The sequence below is a fragment of the Paenibacillus sp. FSL W8-0186 genome (genome assembly GCF_037969765.1).
Classification (GTDB): Bacteria; Bacillota; Bacilli; order Paenibacillales; family Paenibacillaceae; genus Fontibacillus; species Fontibacillus woosongensis.
The window spans coordinates 3,542,233-3,562,409 of record NZ_CP150207.1 but is presented as its reverse complement, the minus strand read 5'-3'; the positions used below and the strand labels follow the sequence as shown (position 1 = coordinate 3,562,409).

The following is a 20,177-nucleotide window of genomic DNA, read 5'->3' as shown; positions in this document are numbered from 1 at the left end:
CAATAGAAAACGAATTAACCAGCGTTCAACTAACAGAGCAGCTTCCTGTCAAGATGGGAATGCTGCTTATCTAAATTAGAGGAGGCGTAAGTCTGTATGCGAGATCCAAGAATACAGAAATTGGCGGAAAATTTGGTGGGCTACTCAGTTAACGTTCAGCCGGGAGAAAACGTGCTTGTGGAGATGATCGGCAATGAAAGGGATTTGCTGATCGCGATTGTTGAAGAGGTCGGCAGAAAGGGCGGGAATGCCTTTGTGGAGCTGACCGACCGGACAGTGCAGCGTTCGCTTTTCAAATATGCAAACGAGGAACAGATGAAAACCTGGGCAGAAATTGACCTTAACCGGATGAAGCAGATGGATTGCTATATCGGTATCCGGGCCGGCACGAATGTGAACGAGTTGTCCGATGTTCCTGAGGAGAAAATGAAGCTGTACAATTCGCTTTATTCCCATCCTGTACATAGCGAGCAGCGGGTGAAGCATACGAAATGGGTCGTCCTTCGTTATCCGAACGCCAGCATGGCGCAATTGGCGAACACGAGCACCGAAGCCTTCGAGAACTTCTATTTCGATGTATGCAATCTGGATTACGCCAAAATGGACCGGGCGCAGGATGCATTAGCCGATCTAATGAAGCGCACGGATAAAGTCCGGATTACCGGCCCTGGTACGGATTTGTCCTTCTCCATTAAAGGAATCGGAGCCATCAAGTGCTCGGGAGAGCGCAACATCCCGGACGGCGAGGTATATACGGCGCCAGTCAGAGATTCGGTAAACGGTACGATCAGCTATAACACGCCTACTTTGTATAACGGAATTACGTTCGAGAACATCAAGTTCCGTTTCGAGAATGGAAAAATCGTAGAGGCAACAAGCAACGATACGGACAACCTCAACAAAATTCTCGATACGGACGGAGGATCACGATATATTGGCGAGTTTGCGATCGGCTTCAATCCGTACATTTTGCACCCGATGAAGGATATTCTGTTTGATGAGAAAATTGCCGGCAGCCTTCATTTTACGCCGGGCCAGGCTTATGAAGAGGCATTTAACGGGAACAAATCCTCCATCCACTGGGATCTGGTGCTTATCCAGCGTCCAGAATACGGCGGCGGGGAAATTTATTTCGATGACGTACTCATCCGCAAAGACGGAATATTTGTAGTGCCTGAGCTGGAGGCGTTGAATCCGGAGAACCTGAAATAGAGAGAATATACCTTGCTAGGGAAGCGGATTCAATGTATCATGGTAATATATTTATTCCAAAGTTAGACGCGGAGGGATTCGAAATGGCGAACAACAATCAAGCGGTAGTTGAAATTGCTCAAACCGCGAGCAAATTTTCATCATCCATCGTTCTTCAAGCAGATAATAAGTACATCGATGTAAAAAGTATTTTGGGTCTCTTCACAACGCTGGTAAACACGCAAAGCTATGAGCTTCATGTTCACGGACCAGATGCAGATGCCGCGAAGGCAGCCGTATCTGAAGTGTTTGCAAAGCACGGCTTGAATGTGAAGGTAGTTGCCGAATAATCGCTCATTCGAAGAAGCACTCTTGCCAATGCAGGCAAGGGTGCTTTTTTGAACATATTAGAAGTATCATTCCGGGATGTGCGAAACGTCATACCCAATTGGGGAGACTTGGGAAAGGGATTATTTAGAGAGGTTCTTGTATTGGCTTTCGATTTCGTCTAATATTAAGAATAGAGTAGATGAGTGATCGACTTTAGGGACATAGGGGGGAAGAAACATGACTTCATCTGATTTGCAGGAGCAACTGAATCTGAAAGCATTAAATCTTCTGCAGGAAGATGCGGATAAAATACAGAAGCTGATCGAAGTGCAGATGGAGAACCTGGCTACGCGTTACTGCCCTCTCTATGAGGAAGTATTGGATACCCAGATGTATGGTTTCTCCAGGCAGGTTGACTACGCGGTTCGTGTCGGGCTCATTCAAGAGTCTACAGGCAAACAAATTTTGAACAAGCTCGAGCGGAATTTGGCCCTGTTATACGAAGCGATGAATAATAAAGAGTAGCCTGTTAATAGAAACAGGCTTACATACCACAGAAAGCGTACAATCCGTGTTATCGCCCGGGATGTACGCTTTCTTTGTTTGTATCGCTGTGTGGCCGAACTGACGTTCTTCCGGCGTTATACGAGGTAGAACGAGACCCCCAGAATCGCATAGACAGCAATCAGGAGCAGGCCCTCATACCAGTTCGTCTGTCCGTCCTGAGTAATCGATTTGGCGATGAAGACAGACACGCCAATGGCCGCAAGCTCAATTACGGTGAACACGATGTCCATCGGCCGGCCGAAGAGGTGACTGACAAAAATCAGCACCGGAGCAACGAACAAAGCGATTTGCAGACTGCTGCCCACGGCGATTTCTACGGAGGCGCCGATTTTATTTTTCATGGCGAGTAAAATGGCTGCACTGTGTTCTGCTGCGTTCCCGACGATAGCGACAACGAAGGCACCGACAAATATTTCGCTAAGACCGAACCGCTCTGTGAACGTATCCAATGTTCCAACGAGCCATTCGCTGACAAAAGCGACCATGACCGTTGCCAGGACAAGATACGTGATCGATTTGCCTTTGGACCATGCCGGCGGCAATTCATGCGAACCCCCTGCAGTAGCCAGGGCGATGCTGTCTGTTTCGGCGGCAGCTCCATTGTCCGCTCCTTTGCCGGCTTCCGTGACATCGGCCAAATAATCCTTATGCGTAATCATGGAGAAGACGAGCCATAGTAAATAGGAAGCGATGAGGATTCCGGCGACGACGAGGCTAAGCGCAGTCCGGTCCTCTTCATGAAGGACGTGCGTCTGCAGGAAAATAGCCGGTACAAACAAGGCGATAATCGCCACGATCATCAACGAGCCGTTCATGCCCGCCAGCGATATGTTGTACCGTTGTATTTTATGCTTTAATCCGCCAGCGAACAGGCTTAAACCGAGGACAAGCAGCAGATTTCCGATAATTGAGCCGGTAATGCTCGCTTTGACCATGTCGAATAATCCTTCGCGAACGAGCAGAATGCCGATGATCAGCTCCGCAGCGTTCCCGAAGGTTGCGTTCAGAAATCCGCCCAGGCGCTGTCCGGCATAATGAGCTACGCTTTCGGTCGCTTTTCCCAGAAATCCGGCAACAAAAATGACAGCAACGGCGGAAATGATAAACTGCAGGGTGGCCGGCCAGTGTGCGTAATGCCCTGCGGCGCTTAAAATAAAGAAAATGATCAACAGGCTTGGCGATACATATTTTCGCATATTGGCACCTCGGCTTCGCGTGAATATATCAAACTCAATATAACCAATTTGGGTAAAATAAAAACGATACACCGAAAAGAATATTCCACATTTGCTTTACAGCAGCATAGGAATTACAATAAATATAATGAGGTTGAAGGAGGAATTGACCATGACCGAACAATTACAGTTAGATAATGGGCTTATTCGAATTTCAGACGACGTCGTTGCAAAAATCGCCGGGATGGCGGCCCTGGAAACGCCGGGAATCGCGGCTATGTCTGGCGGCTTGTCCGAAGGCTGGGCGAAGCGGTTAAGCGGCAAGAATGTGCAAAAGGGCGTCACCGTAGAAGTCGGTCAGTTGGAAGCGGCAATTGATCTCCGTATTATTGTGCTGTACGAGACGCCGATTCACGAGGTGTGCCGGATGCTTCAGCAAAATGTTCGTGAAGCGGTCGAAAGCATGACAGGACTTAAAACCGTGGAAGTCAATGTGAAAGTTGAAGGCGTTGCATTTAAGGATGATGAAATCTGATCGTGCAGCGTGACGGTACATAGATCGTTCGAGAATTTCAGAACTGAACCGGTATGGAAGAAAGAAGACTACGGGGAGCCCGTAGTCTTCTTTCTTTCTTGCTATAAATGGCGGCGTCTCGGATGGCTCAGCTCATACGATGGATCCTTTACAACGACCGATTTGGTTCGTTCCTGCTTTGCAGGCAGGGAGGAGTCGCGCGAGATGCTGAGGACAATGCCCATTGCTCCCATCATGACCAGCAGGGAGGAGCCGCCGTAGCTGATGAATGGCAGGGTTACGCCGGTAATGGGAATCGTCCGCGTTACGCCTCCGATATTAACGAAGGCCTGGATGGCGATGAGTCCCATAATCCCGACGCCGGTCAGCAAGCCGAACGTACTGGAGCAGCGGAGTGAGACCAGCAGTCCCCTCCATATAAAATAGGTGTATAACAATAGGAAAATAATGCTTCCAATGAAACCGAATTCTTCACCAATGACTGAGAATATAAAGTCATTATAGGAATTCGGGAGGTAATGCAGCTTCTGAATGCCTTGGCCGAATCCTGCTCCTGTTAAGCCGCCATGTCCTAGCGCGGTTAAGGAATGGATGATGTTATAGCCTGTGTGCTGCGGATCCTCCCAAGGGTTAATGAATGATGTAATTCGTCCTACTTTATAGTTGCTGCCTGTTTGTTTCTCGCCTGGATTAATTTGCTCTAAAAGGGCGCCGGCACCGAGTACGATGCTGGCTCCAAGGATAAGCAAAGCGATAGAACCTAAAATATGTTTCAAATTTGCTCCGCCGGCAAATATAATGAGGCCTGCGGTAGCGACCAGAATCATGCATGAGCCAAAATCGGGCTGCAGCATGATAAGACCAGCCACAAAGCCGACGATGACCATCACGGGAATATAGCCTGTTCTTAAATCCCGAAAACGATCCCCTTTCTTTGAAATCAGAGCAGCCAGATAAAGGATCGTAGCAATCTTCGCGAGCTCGGTAGGTTGAACGCCGAGGCCGAAGATCATAAACCAGCTTTTTGCCCCAAAGATATCGTCAGCTAAAAATGGAACAAGCATAAGCATAATAATAGTTACAATAAAAACCGGAACAAAAAGCTTCTTGAATTTGTCATAAGGAATGTTCATCGTAATGAACATGAGGATCAGGCCGACTCCTCCGAAAGCTATTTGACGTTTTGTAAAGTACATCAAATCATAACCAAATTTTTCACTTACCAAAGTAATGCTGGAGCTGGAACTGAAAACCATCACGATCCCGAAGCCAACCAATAACAAGGTGAGGATGAGCAGTTGAAAATCGGGAGCTCCGCGTTTGGGCTCTGATTTGCTGTCTCTCATGCCAAATTCCTTATGCCTCTAGAAGCTGTTTCAGTTCGGTTAGCTTAAGGTTGGCCGTCTTTTGTACGAAAGACGGAATTTCCGATTCGTATTCCAGCCCGTGCGGGAATGTAGCCCGTCCGATATAGACCGCTTCAATTTCCAGAACCGTGTCCGGACGCTCCAATTTGCCCTCTACAGCCCGCGTGTTAATGCGAAGGAAGTACTCGTTATCATTTGCTTCTATTTTGTAATCGTATGTAGCCCGGTAATATTCCCATTGCCAGCGAATAAACCCGACTTTCTCTGCGGATTCGTCCAGATAGGACAAGTCGCTCTTTAATCCGTTCAAACCGGTATTTTCGAGAATCATCGTGTAAAATGCCTCCTTAAAAGTTCTTCTCCCATGATATTATGTTTCCACCACTTGTGCAAGCATAGGAAACGCTTCAAAAGGGTGAAGGGACGCTGTTTATAGTGATTTGCCCTATATTGAGGGCGCTGATTTTTCTGCTACAATAATACATATCGTATGCCGGCGGGCATGCTGCCGGCAGTTTGATGCGTGATTGATGAAGAAGGAAGTGGAAGTCCATGAGAGAGGAAACGCTAAAATCATTGTTTCCGGCTATGGTGGAGCGGAGACGGTATTTGCACCGCCACCCGGAATTGTCGTTCAAGGAACAGAAAACGGCGGCATACATCGCTGATGAGCTAAAGAAGCTGGGCATTGATGCAGCGGTGGGGATCGGAGGGAACGGGGTTGTAGGCACCATTCGCGGCCATTTGCCGGGGAAGACGGTTGCGCTGCGTGCTGATATGGATGCACTGCCGATACAGGACGAGAAAACGTGCGAATATGCGTCTTTGGTTCCCGGCGTTATGCATGCATGTGGACATGACGGCCATACGGCCGTTCTGCTCGGGGTTGCCGAATATTTCAGCACCCGGAGAGTGACGCTTCAGGGCGAAATCCGGCTCATCTTCCAGCCGGCGGAGGAGGTCTGTCCGGGCGGGGCACTATCCATGATTGAGGCAGGGGCGCTGGACGGCGTGGACGTGATTTACGGCGTGCATTTATGGACGCCGATCCCGGTAGGCGCAGCGGCCAGCCGGCCCGGGCCGATGATGGCCTCGACCGACGAATTCTTCATCGAGCTGTCAGGCCGCGGCGGCCATGGCGGCATGCCGCATGCCGCGGTAGACAGCGTCGTTGCCGGGGCGGCGCTTGTTCTCCAACTGCAGAGTGTCGTCAGCCGTTCAGTCAATCCGCTGGATCCCGCTGTCGTGACGATCGGCTCCATTCACGGGGGGACGGCTCAGAATGTCATTGCCGACACATGCCGATTGGCCGGTACGGTCCGCTGCTTCAAAGAGGAGACCCGCAGGATAATCCGCGAACGGATCGAGCAGCTGACTGAAGGGACGGCACAGGCTTACGGGGCGGGCGCGACGGTCGAATACATGACCGGCTATCCGAGTCTGGTCAATCATCCGGAGGAATATGAGAGGTTTCGGGAGGTGGCGGAGCGGGAGACCGGGCTGTCAAGCGAGCACTCTCCGCAAATTATGCCTGCCGAGGATTTTGCTTACTATTTGCAGCGGGTTCCCGGCTGCTTCATGCTTGTAGGAGCCGGAAATCCGGAGAAGAATGCGATGTATCCGCACCACCATCCAAAATTTGATATCGATGAAAAAGCGATGCTGCATGCGGCAAGCCTCTTGATCGCGATGGCGGAAGCTTATCAAGAAAGCAGCATTTGAAGGATCATGCATAATATAGCTCCCTCCTAGGAAATCTAGATGATGGAGGGATGGCATAATGAGAAAAGTAAAGGATATCATGACTGACCAAGTAGTTACCGTATCGCCAAAGGACAATATCTATGAGGTTGCGGTAAAAATGAAAAACAATGATACGGGCTTCATTCCCGTCGTCGAAAATGGAGACCGGCTGATCGGGGTTATTACCGACCGTGATCTCGTCATTCGGGCGATTGCGGATAAGCATCCGGGTTCTACAGCCGTAGAGACGGTTATGACACGGGGCATCCGCTGCGCTTCGCCGGACACGCCGGTTGACGAGGCTGCGGATATGATGGCGGAGCAGCAAATTCGCCGCCTGCCGGTTACAGAAGGAGAACGGCTGATCGGGATCGTGTCGCTTGGGGATATGGCTGTACGCAACAATTTTGCCGATGAAGCCGGCGATGCGTTGAGTGATATTTCCCACCAAGTCCACTAGTCATGCTAAGGCCAATTTAAGAGAAGAGGTTCGCATCATGCTTGCGGGCTTCTTCTTTTCCATATCACAGACTTTTGGAAGGAATAAGGAGGCTTTGTGGGATGAACGGAACGGGAGCGTGTATCGTGCAGCGTGATTTTACGGTTCTTCTGGAGAAGGGGCATCCCGGCTTCGAACAGGCCAAAAACAAGCTGGCTCTCTTTGCTGAACTCGTCAAAAGTCCGGCCATGTTTCATACATACCGAATTACGCCGCTATCTTTATGGAATGCTGCAGCGGGTGGCCAAACGGCGGACGATGTCGTGGAGATGCTGCGCTGCTTGTCGAGATGGGAGGTGCCGGGCAAGGTGCTTTCCGACATCCGCATGTGGATGTCTCGTTACGGCTCTCTGGCTTTGATTCGAACAGACGGTGCTCCAGGCATGCTCTATCTTGAGCAGCGTCGCTCGAACCCTGCCCTGCTGGATCAGTTGGAGACGGAACCATCGCTGGCTTCTTTCAGGCTGCAGCGGGACGGATTCCGGCTGTGCTTTCCAGCGGTGTTTCGCGGCCAGCTGAAGCAGGAGGCGGCACGTCTAGGTTATCCCGTCATCGATGAAGCGGGGTACCATCGCGGACATACATTGCCGGTCGCTCTAAGGGGCGTGACTGGGGATGGCCAACCATTTGCACTGAGGGATTACCAGGAAGCAGGCGTCGATGCGTTTGCCGGCCGGGTGAATCCGGCCGAAGGGCAGGCGGGGCATGGCGGAAGCGGAGTGATCGTGCTGCCGTGCGGGGCTGGAAAGACGATAGTAGGGCTTGCCGCACTGGAGCGCTTGCAATGCGAAACGCTGATCCTGACCTCGAATGTCACCTCCGTACGGCAATGGATAACTGAGATTTGCCAGAAGACGACGCTGACGTCCGAACAGATCGGGGAATATTCCGGCGATAAGAAGCAGGTACGTCCGGTTACCGTTTCAACGTATCAAATTTTAACCCACCGCACGAAAAAAGACGGCGATTTTCAGCATATGCGCTTATTCAACGAAAGAGACTGGGGACTGATCATTTATGATGAGGTGCACCTGCTCCCGGCTCCCGTATTCCGGGCTACGGCTGATATTCAAGCGACCCGGCGCCTCGGGCTGACGGCTACGCTCGTCCGGGAAGACGGCTGCGAGCGGGATGTCTTCTCTCTGATCGGACCTAAGCTTTATGAGGTGCCTTGGCGCGAATTGGAGCGAACCGGGCATATCGCCAAGGTCGAATGCCAGGAGATTCAGGTTGCGATGGCCCCGTCCTTAAAGGAAAAGTATGAAGCCGCGCAAGGGCGGGAGAAGTTTAGAATCGCATCCGAAAATTCCCGGAAGACCGCCTGGCTGGAGCGGTTGCTGCGCTTGCATGAAGGCCGGCAAATCCTCGTCATCGGCCAATATTTGCAGCAGCTTGCCGAGGCAGCATACGTACTTCAGGCACCGCTTATTACAGGCAGTACTCCGCAGGAGGAGCGAGTCCGGCTGTTTCAGGCGTTTCGCGAACGGCAGATTCAAGTCCTTGTCGTTTCCAAAGTAGCCAATTTTGCCGTAGATCTGCCGGATGCGTCAGTGGCCGTGCAGATCTCAGGCAGCTTCGGCTCAAGACAGGAGGAAGCGCAGCGGCTCGGCCGGATACTCCGGCCGAAGGCAACGGGAGAAAAGGCATATTTCTATAGCTTGGTCTCCGCGGACAGCAGGGAGCAGCATTTTGCCCTGCGCCGTCAGCTCTTTCTTGTCGAGCAGGGCTATGAGTACAAGATTCGCCGTGATGAAGCTATCTTTCAAGATGATGCTGCCCAGTCGGAGGTGCTTTAGGCATGAACAGGGAATGCATGACATCGAAAGAGATGCAGGGCCGCGAACGCGGAGCGGAAGGATTCCCGCCAGCCGCTAAAATGGCCTTATTCTTAATCTTTCGCCGATTCGCCGGGCTCTCCTTCAAGCTGGAGCATCTGCCGAAGGCCGCCGAGGGCCGGACCACGGCGGCCGATTTGCGTGCAGCCGTTCCGGCACTGCTGCGTCATCGCTATCTGGTTTCGGTCCGTAATTCATGGGGCGAGCGTCTATTCTACATTCCACAGGAAATTGCAGACATGATCCAGGGTGAATGGATGCAACCGAAGCTTGAGCCGATCAGCGGCAGCGAAATCAAGCTTATCCGCGAGGCGAAGCGGGGGCTCGCGTTGGATTTGTTCCGCAGCCTCGTTTGGATTGCAAAGTACGGTATTCCCGTTACGGCAAAAGGAGGCATTTACCAACGGGCACTCGTGAAATTAAGCGGGCAAACAGCGCTGCAGCCTGAAGACGTAACGGGGTTGGAGCTTAGTTATCCCCACCAAGAGACGATTCAGGCTTCAACGGCGGTCGTGCTGGATTTGCTGCTGGATATGGAGCTTATCATTCAGGCTCCAAAAGCGTGGCAGTTGAATATGCAGGCAATAACTTTCTGGCTAGAACAGAATGTGGACGGAATGAATGCAGAGCTGTATCGCCGAGTTCAAACGAAATATGTTCCCGCGGAGGCAGGATTGCAGCACCTTGTTTATGCATTATCATCTCCGTTTTTTGTTCCCGGCGAGTGGTATTCCATAGAGATGCTTATCCAATGGCTGCAGGAGGAAAGGCTGCTTCGCCTTGACCCGCCTGAGGAATGGCGGCGCTGGCTATGGGGCTGGATCGAGGCTATGTGCGGCTTTGGCTGGCTGGAGCTGGGATGCCATAATGCGGGGGGACGAGCCTTTCGCTGGATAGAGCAGCCAAGAAGGCTTGGGCTGGCGCAGGACGCTTTGCATCGGGATGAAGACGGTGAAACGGCGGAATCCGGCTTTTGCGTTCAGCCAGATTTTGAAATCATCGTGCCCACAGAAGTGTCTTTTGCCTGCCGATGGGAGCTGGAAGCCATTAGTGAATGCATTTATGCGGACCGCATGTCGGTGTATCGCCTGACGCGAGAGAGCATCGCCGAAGGGATCCGGCTTGGCCGCTCCTGGCGGGAAGCGCTCCGCCAATTGCAGCGTTCCTCTTCGGGCGTCCCGGACAATGTAGCCCTTGCCCTTGAAGAATGGGGGAGGGAGCTTGGGGAACCGGGGGAGTTGCGGGTTTTCCCCAGGCTGGATGGTTCTTTGTCCAAGTTGCCCGAGCTAGGAGGGCCGAACGGTATTCCGCAGTCAGGAGGCAACGGCAGCGGCTGGATATTTTGCGGGGAGGACCGCTCTTCATATCGCCTATTTGATACTGGCTTGGAGCGGGAAGAGCTGTTTCCGGGGCTGGATCAGGTTCCGGCCATATGGCTAAAGACGGCAAGAAGCTATCATTCCTCAACCGCCCGGGAAATGGTGAGCCAGGCTATGAAGTGGCATGTCATGCTCGCCTTGGGAATCAAAGGGGAAATGTATGAATATTTGCCCGCAGGCCTGCAAGGGGGGGCGGATTGGCAGGTTACAGGCAAACTGTTCTCGCCCAATTCTTCCGAAGGCCGCGATGCCGTGCTGACTCCGGAAAATTGGGAGATTATGCGTCTGCTCCTTCCAGAGATCGTTGCGGAAGACCGGAACGGAGCAATCGCGGGAAACCCTTCTGCTGGGAAACCGAATATGTTATTATAGTGTAGTCTACTGAAAATTGTATTGTTGCATGGATTTTTTAGTAGACCATTCTATATAGAATCGAGTTGAGATTCATGAGCGTAACCGAGCTGAAGACGGTCGATATGGCCCAGCTTTTGACATACGCCTATGAATTAGGCGATATGATAAACAATTCCACCGCGGTATCCGATTATTTATACTGGAAGAGACGCGTGGAGGAAGACCCGGAGATCCAGGCATTCGTCAGAAAGCTTGACGCGCAGAAGGAGCTCTTTGAGGAGACGGAGCGATTCGGCCACTACCATCCCAATTACCATGAGGCGAAAGACAAAGTAGCTCAGGTGGAGAAGGAGCTAGAGCAGTTCGAAGCCGTACGCAAATTCAAAGCGGCAGAGAAAGAGCTGGACGACATACTGCATCAGATGTCGGAGACGATTGCTTATTCCGTATCCGATACTATTAAGGTACCGAGCAACGACCCGAATCCAAAGGGCGGCGGCTGCGGAAGCGGCGGCAGTTGCAGCTGCGGATAACGGGGCACCGCCGATATATGGCGGCAGCACCATCTTTTACAGGCGACGATATTGGGGGGATTACATGTTTCCGGAACGTACAGGCTATATCATATGGGTAAACGATTTGAAGGCGGCAAGAAATCTGGAGAAATACGGGAGCGTGCACTATTTATCCCGGCGGATGCATTACGTCGTCATGTATGTAAATGCGGAGCGCGCAGAGGATATCATGCGGAATATCCGCAAGCTGTCGTATGTCCGCAAGATTGAACGATCGTATCGCAATGAAATCAAGACGGAATATTCAAAGGAAGTTCCAGACAAGACGCAATATTATGGATTGTAGAATCCAAATGCACGTACGAATACTCATGACCCGATTGGCGTAGGACTTATTAAAATGCCGGCGGGATACAATAAAGAGCGACCCTTCGGGGCGCTCTTTATTTTTAGCGGTTTTATCCAGAATGGAGCAGAACATCGTCAGGAGGCGGAAATCATGGAGTATGAACTGCTGCTGCGCGTGCTGATCGCGGGGATTTGCGGCTATATCATCGGCTTTGAGCGAAAAAGCCGCATGAAGGAAGCGGGGGTGCGGACGCATTTTATCGTGGCTGCTGGCTCTGCCCTCATGATTATCATTTCCAAGTACGGCTTTCAGGACCAGATCGGCTGGAGCAACCTGTCGCTCGATCCGTCAAGAGTCGCGGCCGGTGTTGTGAGCGGGGTCGGCTTTTTGGGGGCGGGCATGATATTCATGCAGAAGCAAACGGTGAAGGGGCTGACTACAGCAGCAGGCATATGGGCGACGGCGGGAATTGGCATGGCGGTTGGGGCCGGCATGTATTTCGTCGGCATCGGAGTGATGCTGATTATTTTCGTAGGCCAAATCGTGCTGCATGGCCGCTTAGGCCGGTTGACCTCTCCAAAAGTCGAAAATATCACCCTTGTACTCGAGAACGAAGCGGAGGCTTTGGAGCGGATTTTAAAACAGCTTAGGGAGCTTCATATTGCCGTTCTGTCTTTTGAAGTGGAACGCGGGGGACAATCGATGACCCTCGCTTTGACGATACAGCTTAAAGGCGGTTATGACATGGAGGCGCTAATGCTCGCTTTAGGAAGCAACGAATCAGTGAAAAAAGTTAAAGCGGAGTAAAATTTCTCATAAATTTTGGTTCTAAGATCAAGGCCTCCCTTGTAGAATAATGGAAAGTGATGTATGATTATAGGTAAATATACTTAGTTATAAAGACCTATCAACTACAAGACATGAGGGGTGCGTCATGAGAGACAAGGTTACGGAGCGGTGGGGAACTTATGAGGCTTTTCACATAACATTAGGCGATAAGAGAGTCTCCGATATCGTGATCACTAACCATGCCATGATGCGGTATCGCGACAGGATAGATCGGACTAGCAAAGGCTTTGAGAAAATTGCCGGCTGGGCTTGGGAATGTCTCAAGCAGGGGCGGATCAAGCATTATTACCGCAATGAAGAGGACGTTTATTTGGTGGACGATGATTTGGTGATGGTTGCTGAATTTTCCGAAATTCCTGGGGAATACGATCTGGTCGGAAGACCTATGCATAGGATGATCATCGTGACGTTTCTCGGACGCATGTCCGAGACGATCGAGCTGCGTGACCTGCGTTCCTATTATTCCTGGCTGAGGCATTCCCGGCGTATGACGCTGATGAAGAACAGCCGCAAGCGGAAATAATTCGAGAGCGGGTAGCGCGTTTCTAATTTAGAGAAGGTCATGAAGCAGACACGAAGATGTGTTTGCTTTTTTTTGTTTTATTTAAGGTCTATGGGGAGCCAGGGCTTTTTATCGCTTCCACTTACGATTCGGCCAGGTTTAAGCTGCTTTATGAAATGGATATGGAGAACGTCTCTCCATGGCTTTCCCCGACCTGTTGAAATTAACTGGTTTTTGTTTGCATGAACATGCTATTGTAATGGAGAAGAAGGAGTGAAGCGACAATGGCTTTGAATTATCACCAATTACATATTTTTTATACCGTTGCCCAGCGGGGCAGCTTTTCGGCGGCCGCGCAGGCGTTACATATGACCCAACCTGCAGTAACGATGCAAATTCAATCGCTTGAGGACTATTTCGGCACGAAGCTGCTAGTCCGATCGACGAAGCGTATTGATTTGACCGAAGCGGGAAAAGCTTTATATCCGTATGCGCGCAAAAGCATCGAGCTTATGCGCGAGACCGAAAAGGCGATGTCGCAGTTCACGTCCATGCTGGAAGGGCGCCTGCTGCTCGGCTCCAGCCTCACGATCGGCGAATATGTGCTGCCGCGCCTGCTCGGCCCGTTCGGACGCCAGTATCCGCACATTTCTATCGTGCTAAAGGTGATGAATACGACGCAGATCATTGACGAAATTGTAAGCCATCAGCTTAATTTTGGCCTGGTCGAAGCGCCTGTGCATCATCCCGATATGATATCAGAGCCAGTCATGGAGGACGAGTTGAAGCTGGTCGTGCCTGCGGGGCATCCGCTCACCAGCAAAGGCTCCCTGAAGCTAGCGGACATATTATCCTACCCGTTCGTCCTTCGGGAGAAGGGCTCGGGCACCCGCCAAGTCATGGAGGAGCAGTTGGAACGCAGCGGGATCGATCTCGCAGAGCTGGATATCGTCATGGAGCTAGGAAGCACAGGGGCCGTGAAGTCCGCAGTCGAGGCCGGCTTCGGTCTTACATTTCTGTCGCCGTCATCGGTCAAGCATGAGCTAGCCCTAGGATTGCTGGAGATTCTGGAAATCGAGGATGCGAAGTTCAAGCGTCAGTTTTATTCGATCCATTTGAAATCCACGCTGCTTCCGGTATCCGCAGTTACGTTTCTGACCTTTTTGCGGGAACAGCAGCTACCTTTGTAGACAGTTAAGGAGGAACTCCATGATCAACGATTCGGTATTCGATAATTTATGTGATTTGCACACTCATACCCGGGCCTCCGATGGAATGAACGCCCCTGCAGAAAATGTCCGTCTGGCCCGGGAGAAGGGTCTGGCAGCCATCGCGATCACGGATCATGATACGGTAGCCGGAATTGAAGAGGCGCTTGCCGCTGGGAAGCAATACGGCATCACGGTCGTTCCGGGCGTTGAAATCAGCACGGTCGCGGCGGGCCGCGACATTCACGTGCTGGGTTATTATATCGATACCATGGATGAAAGGCTGCTGGGCAGACTGCAGAGGCTTCGGGCTACGCGAGAAGCGCGGAATGAGCTCATTTTGGAGAAGCTGCATGCCCTCGGAATGCCGCTGACGCTCCAGGAGATCAAGGATGGGCTTGGCCGCCCGCTTCGCCCCGATGAGAGCATCGGCCGGCCGCATATCGCCGATGCATTGGTCCGAAAGGGCTATGCCGAGAATATGCGGGATGCCTTTGACCGTTATCTGGGCGAAGGGAAGCCGGCTTATGCAAGCGTCCCCAGGATCGCGCCAGAGGAGGCGATGCAATGGATTCGTGAGGCCGGCGGCGTCCCTGTGCTGGCGCACCCCGGGTTATATGGGGATGACGAATTGGTCAAACGGATTATTGCCCAGGGCCAGCCTGCAGGCATCGAAGTGTATCACTCTGACCATGGGGCAGCCGACGAGCAGCGTTACCTGGAAATGGCAGAAGAGTTCGATCTGATTCCGACTGCCGGTTCCGATTACCATGGCGTCCGGCAGGGCGTGATCTTTCACGGGGATATTGGCTCGCGTACAGTACCGTTAAGTACATTGGAACTGCTTCGTCATCGCTCAGGGCACGCAGGTCAGAACTGACCTCGTACCCGCAGTAAAGCAGCGTGTACTGCCCAAGATGAACAAATCCTTCGTCCTTGCTATGTAAGCATTAGCAAATGGCCGAAGGATTTGTTGTTTAAGTTATATATCGCAGCTTATTTGACGGTGTTTGGCAGGCTCTTGACAAGCGCCTCGTCAGGCGTGACGAACAAAGTGCGCTGCTGCTCGTAAATGACGAAGCCGGGCTTCGCGCCGCTTGGCTTGCGAACATGCCTGATCAGCGTGTAATCGACGGGTACGCTGCTGGATTCCTTGGCCTGGCTGAAATATGCTGCCAGCTGGGCTGCCTCGTTTAATGTGGCTTCCCCGTAAGAGGCGCTTCGAATGACGACGTGGGAGCCCGGAATGTCCTTCGTATGCAGCCAGGTATCATTGTGGCTGGCCAGGCGGTTGGTTACGTACTCGTTCTGCAGATTGTTCTTGCCTACGTATATGTCTATGCCTTCGGAAGAAGTGTAGACATGGAGCGTCGGACGGTCGCTCTTCTTTTTTTTCTTGCTTTTGCCGCTTCTTTGTCTCAAGTATCCCTGCTGGATCAATTCCTCGCGGATTTCATCGATATCGTTCAGCGTCGCATAATCCAGCTGCTGAAGCAAACCCTCCAGATACGTGATTTCCCTGCGAGCAATGTCCATTTGTTCATCGATAACCGTCAGGCTGTTTTTGAATTTGTTGTATTTCTTGAAATAACGCTGCGCATTTTCGGACGGAGTCAGCAGCGGATCAAGGGAGATCCGCATAGGCTTTTGCTCTTCATCGTAATAATTGATGAGCTCAGCTTCTTTGTCGCCCTTTTCAATTTGGTGAAGGGAAGCAAGGAGCAGTTCCCCGGAGATCCGGTATTTCTCGGCATCCTCGGCTTCCGCCAGATCCTCCTGCAGCTTCGTCAGCTTCTTTACATTTTTGCTGCGCTCATTTTGCAGAAAACGCAGCAGATCGCTCGTTTTTTGCTTCACGGTATCACGCAGCGCCTTTTCCCCGTAATAATCCTCCATGCATGCGCTGATCGAATCGAACGTCCGGATATCTCCCTGAACCATACTTAACAACACGGCCGAAAATACATGTTTTCCTTTGATGTTGTTACCGGTCATCGGCTGGTATTGATGGCGGTCAATATCGAGCATCATGGCCGAGAAAGCTGACCATAACGCATCAGGCTGCAGGGGCACTTGTACAAGGGGAGCTTTGGCATCAGCTTCACTGTGCCGGGCGCGATAATAAATTTCATCCGCGATCAGCGGGCTGAGGCCGCTATAAGCCTGCACCAGCCAGTGACTGGATTCTGCTGCAGCTTCCCCGGCTTCGCCCCAGGCTGACAGGAATTGCTCCTTGCTGGTTTCCAGCGGATTCAGCTTATGCTGCTCCGGCGGCTTCGTATAGGCAAATCCCGGCATGACGACGCGGTAGCTGCTGATGGAAGGGGTGACGTGGTGAATGCCGTCCAGCTGCACGCCTGTGTTGGGATCGACGAGAATGATATTGCTGTGCCGTCCCATCAGCTCGATAATGATCCGTTTGGCGGAAATATCCCCAAGCTCGTCACGCTGCCTGATATCGAGCGCGATAATCCGCTCCATCCCGTACTGGGTAATCGCCTCGATAACGCCGCCTTCGCAATGCTTGCGCAGCAGCATGCAGAACATGGGAGCTTCCTGCGGGTTGGGAAAGGACTGTTCTGTAAGATGAACGCGCGGATAAGTCGGATTAGCCGATAAGATTAACCTTCTATTTTCACCCTGTGAGCGCAGATTGATAATGATATCGCTCTCGGATGGCTGATGTATTTTATTAATGCGTCCGCCCACGCAAATTTGCAGCTCGTGGACAATGGAACGCGTTACGATTCCGTCAAGTGCCATAATTGTACAGTCTCCCTCTTATAAGTGCCTTGGCGCATATCGCGCTCTCTCTATGATGCCATACTTCATGCAAAAACTTAAGTCCTCCCCTGTGATAATTTAGGACTGGCCCGAATACATTTACCCTAGGTGGAAAAGCCTTCGCTCTGTAAAACGGCATAAAATACGGGAGGGGAATAGGGAGGATGGAACAAAAAAACTGGCACCAGCGGAGTGGGGAGGAGCTTCTCGAACGGTTCGGCGTCTCGCGGGAGCAGGGGCTGACCGAAGAAGAGGCGCGGCGCAGGCAGGAGCAAAGCGGCTGGAATGAGCTGCAGGAAATGCAGAAAGTGTCGCCGCTGCTCCTCTTCTTGAACCAATTCAAGGATTTCATGATGCTCGTACTGATGGCAGCTACCTTGATATCTGGACTTCTCGGTGAATATTTGGACGCCGTTACTATAATAGCCATCATCATCCTGAACGGAGTCCTGGGCTTTATCCAGGAATTTCGCGCCGAACGGTCGCTTAGGGCGCTCAAGCAGTTGTCTGCTCCCCATGCCAAAGTTTTGCGGGAAGGACGCTTCCGCGATATTGCGGCGCGAGAGCTCGTTCCAGGTGATATCGTCATGGTGGAGAGCGGAGACCGTATTCCGGCCGATATCCGCTGGCTGGAGACGAGCAGTCTCGATGCGGAGGAATCTGCGTTAACCGGCGAATCTCATCCGGTAAATAAGCATTCGGAGACGATCCGGGAAAGCGAAGTTCCGCTTGGCGATCAGAAAAATATCGGCTTCATGGGAACGATGGTGACCCGCGGGAGTGGAAAGGGCATCGTCATTCGCACAGGGATGGAAACGGAAATGGGCAAAATCGCCGACCTGATCCAGAATACGGAGGCGCAGGAGACACCGCTGCAGCGGAGGCTCGAGCAGCTCGGCAAAATTTTGATTTATTTGGCTCTCGCCTTGACGGTTCTTGTCGTCGTGGTCGGAATCATTCACGGGCAGCCCGCCGGAAGCATGTTCTTGGCTGGGGTAAGCCTGGCTGTTGCGGCTATTCCAGAGGGCTTGCCGGCAATTGTGACGATTGCCCTTGCGTTAGGGGTACAGCGGATGATTAAGCGCAAAGCAATCGTGCGCAAGCTTCCGTCCGTCGAGACGCTTGGCTGCGCTTCGGTCATCTGCTCCGACAAGACTGGCACTTTGACACAAAATAAAATGACGGTTACGCATGTTTGGCTGGAAGGGCGGCCGCTTGAAGTAACTGGCGACGGGTATGAGCCGGTCGGCCATGTTATGGAGCAGGGGCAGCCGCTCGACGTGAAGAAGGACCAGAGCCTGCGCCGTTTGCTGCAAATTAGCGCATTGTGCGGCAATGCCGTCATTTACGAGGACGAAGAGGAAGAGAGCGCAGGCAGCCGGCGTAAAGGCAAAGAGGAGCCTGGGGGATCCCGCTGGCAGTTGAAGGGAGACCCGACGGAAGGGGCGCTCGTCACCTTAGCGGCCAAAATGGGGCTGACCCCAAGCACGCTAAGTGGAGTATACAAGCGTGAGAAGGAGCATCCTTTCGATTCCAAACGCAAAAGAATGTCCGTCGTTGTATCCCATCAGGGCGGAGCCCTGGCTTTTGTGAAAGGGGCTCCGGATATGCTGCTGGAGCGCTGCTCGTACATATTATGGGAGGGTAAGGTCGTGCCTTTCACGGGCACGCTGCGCCAAAGGGTGCAGGCCGCGAACGAAGACATGGCGCGCCGGGCGCTCCGCGTTCTGGGCATGGCTTATCGCGAGCTCCGCTCTCATGAAAATACGAACAGCGAGGATGCGGTAGAATCACAGCTGGTATTCGTCGGCCTGACCGGCATGATCGACCCGCCGCGGCGGGAGGTTCGCGATGCAATCGCGGTCTGCCGCAAAGCGGGCATTAAGACGGTGATGATTACAGGGGATCATGGGCTCACCGCCGAAGCGATCGCCCAGGATTTAGGGATTTTGCAGCGTGGCGGCGAATCGGTCTCCGGCTCGGAGCTGAACATGCTCAGCGACGAGGAGCTGGAAGCGAAGGCGGACGGCATTAGCGTCTATTCTCGGGTATCGCCGGAGCATAAGCTGCGTATCGTGAAGGCTCTGCAGCGGAGGGGGCATGTGGTTGCCATGACAGGAGACGGTGTCAATGATGCCCCCGCTATCAAAGCGGCCGACATTGGCATCGCCATGGGAATCACGGGAACCGACGTTTCCAAAGAAGCGTCCTCGCTCATTTTGACCGACGATAATTTCTCGTCGATTGTCGCCGCGATCGAGGAAGGACGGAACATTTACGAGAATATACGCAAATTCATCAGGTATTTGCTGGCCTCCAATGTGGGCGAAATATTGACGATGCTGTTCGCCATGCTGGCCGGTCTGCCGCTGCCGCTCATGCCGATCCAAATTCTCTGGGTAAATTTAGTGACGGACGGCCTGCCTGCTATGGCGCTCGGGGTGGATCAGCCGGAGAAGGATCTGATGGAGCATAAGCCGCGCGGCGCAACCGAGAACATCTTTGCCCGCCGCCTCGGCTGGAAGATTCTGAGCCGGGGCCTGCTGATCGGCCTGTGTACGCTCGGCGCCTTCTGGATTACACTGCAGAGCAATCCGGGAGCGGAAGGCCAGCTCGTTAAGGCGCAATCGGTGGCGTTTGCCACGCTGGTCATGGCCCAGCTCATCCATGTCTTCGACTGCCGCAGCTCGCGGTCTATTTTCCACCGCAACATTTTGCAGAACCGCCTGCTCGTCATCGCGGTGTTATCTTCCATTCTACTGCTGCTTGGCGTTATCTACATTGAGCCGCTGCAGCCGATTTTCAAGACCGTTCCGCTTTCGCCGCGGGAATGGTCCATTACTCTCGTGGCCGCGGGCATTCCAACGTTCCTGCTCGGCGCGGGCAGCGTCTGGTCAGGGCGGAGGAACCGCCGCAAGTACAACAGTTCGGGCCCGTTCGCACCGGCGAAGAGTACAAATATTCGTGCATAAAATCAATACCTTTTCGAGCCCTC

19 protein-coding genes are annotated in these 20,177 nt (G+C 52.5%); 15 read left to right on the top strand and 4 right to left on the bottom strand.

Annotation, left to right across the window (positions count from 1 at the left end):
* The first annotated feature begins 96 nt into the window (after positions 1 to 96).
* The 3 genes from MKX50_RS16105 to MKX50_RS16095 all read left to right on the top strand — a co-directional run bounded on the left by MKX50_RS16105 (position 97) and on the right by MKX50_RS16095 (position 2,046).
* Positions 97 to 1,212 (top strand): aminopeptidase, encoded by a 1,116-nt coding sequence (locus MKX50_RS16105; protein ID WP_213590443.1) that lies wholly within the window; start codon positions 97 to 99, stop codon positions 1,210 to 1,212.
* A gap of 83 nt (positions 1,213 to 1,295) precedes the next feature.
* Positions 1,296 to 1,541, top strand: coding sequence for an HPr family phosphocarrier protein (locus MKX50_RS16100; protein ID WP_155610300.1), 246 nt, complete (start codon positions 1,296 to 1,298; stop codon positions 1,539 to 1,541).
* Positions 1,542 to 1,758: 217 nt separating this feature from the next.
* Entirely contained in the window at positions 1,759 to 2,046 is a 288-nt protein-coding gene (locus tag MKX50_RS16095; RefSeq protein WP_055107555.1) for a YlaN family protein, read from the top strand.
* Positions 2,047 to 2,162: 116 nt separating this feature from the next.
* Here the strand turns inward: MKX50_RS16095 and cax are convergent, their stop codons facing one another.
* A complete protein-coding gene (cax, locus tag MKX50_RS16090; protein WP_213590444.1) occupies positions 2,163 to 3,284 on the bottom strand; it encodes a calcium/proton exchanger in 1,122 nt (373 codons plus the stop codon).
* Between the two features lie 151 nt (positions 3,285 to 3,435).
* On the opposite strand from cax, the gene MKX50_RS16085 reads away from it, so the two are divergent.
* Entirely contained in the window at positions 3,436 to 3,798 is a 363-nt protein-coding gene (locus MKX50_RS16085) for an Asp23/Gls24 family envelope stress response protein (protein WP_155610298.1), read from the top strand.
* A gap of 101 nt (positions 3,799 to 3,899) precedes the next feature.
* Here the strand turns inward: MKX50_RS16085 and ftsW are convergent, their stop codons facing one another.
* Positions 3,900 to 5,144 (bottom strand): putative lipid II flippase FtsW, encoded by a 1,245-nt coding sequence (ftsW, locus tag MKX50_RS16080; RefSeq protein ID WP_213590445.1) that lies wholly within the window; start codon positions 5,142 to 5,144, stop codon positions 3,900 to 3,902.
* A 10-nt stretch (positions 5,145 to 5,154) separates the two neighbouring features.
* Positions 5,155 to 5,496 (bottom strand): YugN family protein, encoded by a 342-nt coding sequence (locus MKX50_RS16075; RefSeq protein WP_213590446.1) that lies wholly within the window; start codon positions 5,494 to 5,496, stop codon positions 5,155 to 5,157.
* A gap of 221 nt (positions 5,497 to 5,717) precedes the next feature.
* Between MKX50_RS16075 and MKX50_RS16070 the strand changes: the two genes are divergently transcribed.
* The 10 genes from MKX50_RS16070 (at position 5,718) to MKX50_RS16025 (ending at position 15,278) form a co-directional block, all read left to right on the top strand.
* Positions 5,718 to 6,887 carry a M20 family metallopeptidase gene (locus MKX50_RS16070; RefSeq protein WP_339157355.1) on the top strand — a complete coding sequence of 390 codons (1,170 nt, stop codon included), beginning with the start codon at positions 5,718 to 5,720 and terminating at the stop codon, positions 6,885 to 6,887.
* Between the two features lie 58 nt (positions 6,888 to 6,945).
* Entirely contained in the window at positions 6,946 to 7,368 is a 423-nt protein-coding gene (locus MKX50_RS16065; RefSeq protein ID WP_339157354.1) for a CBS domain-containing protein, read from the top strand.
* 101 nt (positions 7,369 to 7,469) lie between these two features.
* Positions 7,470 to 9,203 (top strand): DNA repair helicase XPB, encoded by a 1,734-nt coding sequence (locus MKX50_RS16060; protein ID WP_213590449.1) that lies wholly within the window; start codon positions 7,470 to 7,472, stop codon positions 9,201 to 9,203.
* Positions 9,204 to 9,205: 2 nt separating this feature from the next.
* Positions 9,206 to 10,993: a helicase-associated domain-containing protein gene (locus tag MKX50_RS16055; RefSeq protein WP_339157353.1), complete on the top strand. Its 1,788-nt coding sequence runs from the start codon at positions 9,206 to 9,208 to the stop codon at positions 10,991 to 10,993.
* A gap of 74 nt (positions 10,994 to 11,067) precedes the next feature.
* Complete coding sequence (locus MKX50_RS16050; protein WP_155610827.1) at positions 11,068 to 11,508, top strand: YlbF family regulator; 441 nt, start codon at positions 11,068 to 11,070, stop codon at positions 11,506 to 11,508.
* 64 nt (positions 11,509 to 11,572) lie between these two features.
* Positions 11,573 to 11,836 carry a YlbG family protein gene (locus MKX50_RS16045; protein ID WP_155610291.1) on the top strand — a complete coding sequence of 88 codons (264 nt, stop codon included), beginning with the start codon at positions 11,573 to 11,575 and terminating at the stop codon, positions 11,834 to 11,836.
* A gap of 153 nt (positions 11,837 to 11,989) precedes the next feature.
* Positions 11,990 to 12,646 carry an MgtC/SapB family protein gene (locus tag MKX50_RS16040; protein ID WP_155610290.1) on the top strand — a complete coding sequence of 219 codons (657 nt, stop codon included), beginning with the start codon at positions 11,990 to 11,992 and terminating at the stop codon, positions 12,644 to 12,646.
* A gap of 127 nt (positions 12,647 to 12,773) precedes the next feature.
* Positions 12,774 to 13,211, top strand: coding sequence for a hypothetical protein (locus MKX50_RS16035; protein ID WP_155610289.1), 438 nt, complete (start codon positions 12,774 to 12,776; stop codon positions 13,209 to 13,211).
* A gap of 263 nt (positions 13,212 to 13,474) precedes the next feature.
* Positions 13,475 to 14,380: a selenium metabolism-associated LysR family transcriptional regulator gene (locus tag MKX50_RS16030; protein ID WP_155610288.1), complete on the top strand. Its 906-nt coding sequence runs from the start codon at positions 13,475 to 13,477 to the stop codon at positions 14,378 to 14,380.
* Positions 14,381 to 14,399: 19 nt separating this feature from the next.
* Positions 14,400 to 15,278: a PHP domain-containing protein gene (locus MKX50_RS16025; RefSeq protein ID WP_213590452.1), complete on the top strand. Its 879-nt coding sequence runs from the start codon at positions 14,400 to 14,402 to the stop codon at positions 15,276 to 15,278.
* Positions 15,279 to 15,394: 116 nt separating this feature from the next.
* Here MKX50_RS16025 and MKX50_RS16020 read toward each other — a convergent pair whose 3' ends face one another.
* Positions 15,395 to 17,161, bottom strand: a complete 1,767-nt coding sequence (locus tag MKX50_RS16020; protein ID WP_339157352.1) for an NFACT RNA binding domain-containing protein — start codon at positions 17,159 to 17,161, stop codon at positions 15,395 to 15,397.
* A gap of 185 nt (positions 17,162 to 17,346) precedes the next feature.
* Between MKX50_RS16020 and MKX50_RS16015 the strand changes: the two genes are divergently transcribed.
* Positions 17,347 to 20,154: a calcium-translocating P-type ATPase, SERCA-type gene (locus MKX50_RS16015; RefSeq protein WP_213590454.1), complete on the top strand. Its 2,808-nt coding sequence runs from the start codon at positions 17,347 to 17,349 to the stop codon at positions 20,152 to 20,154.
* The last annotated feature ends 23 nt before the right edge of the window (positions 20,155 to 20,177 follow it).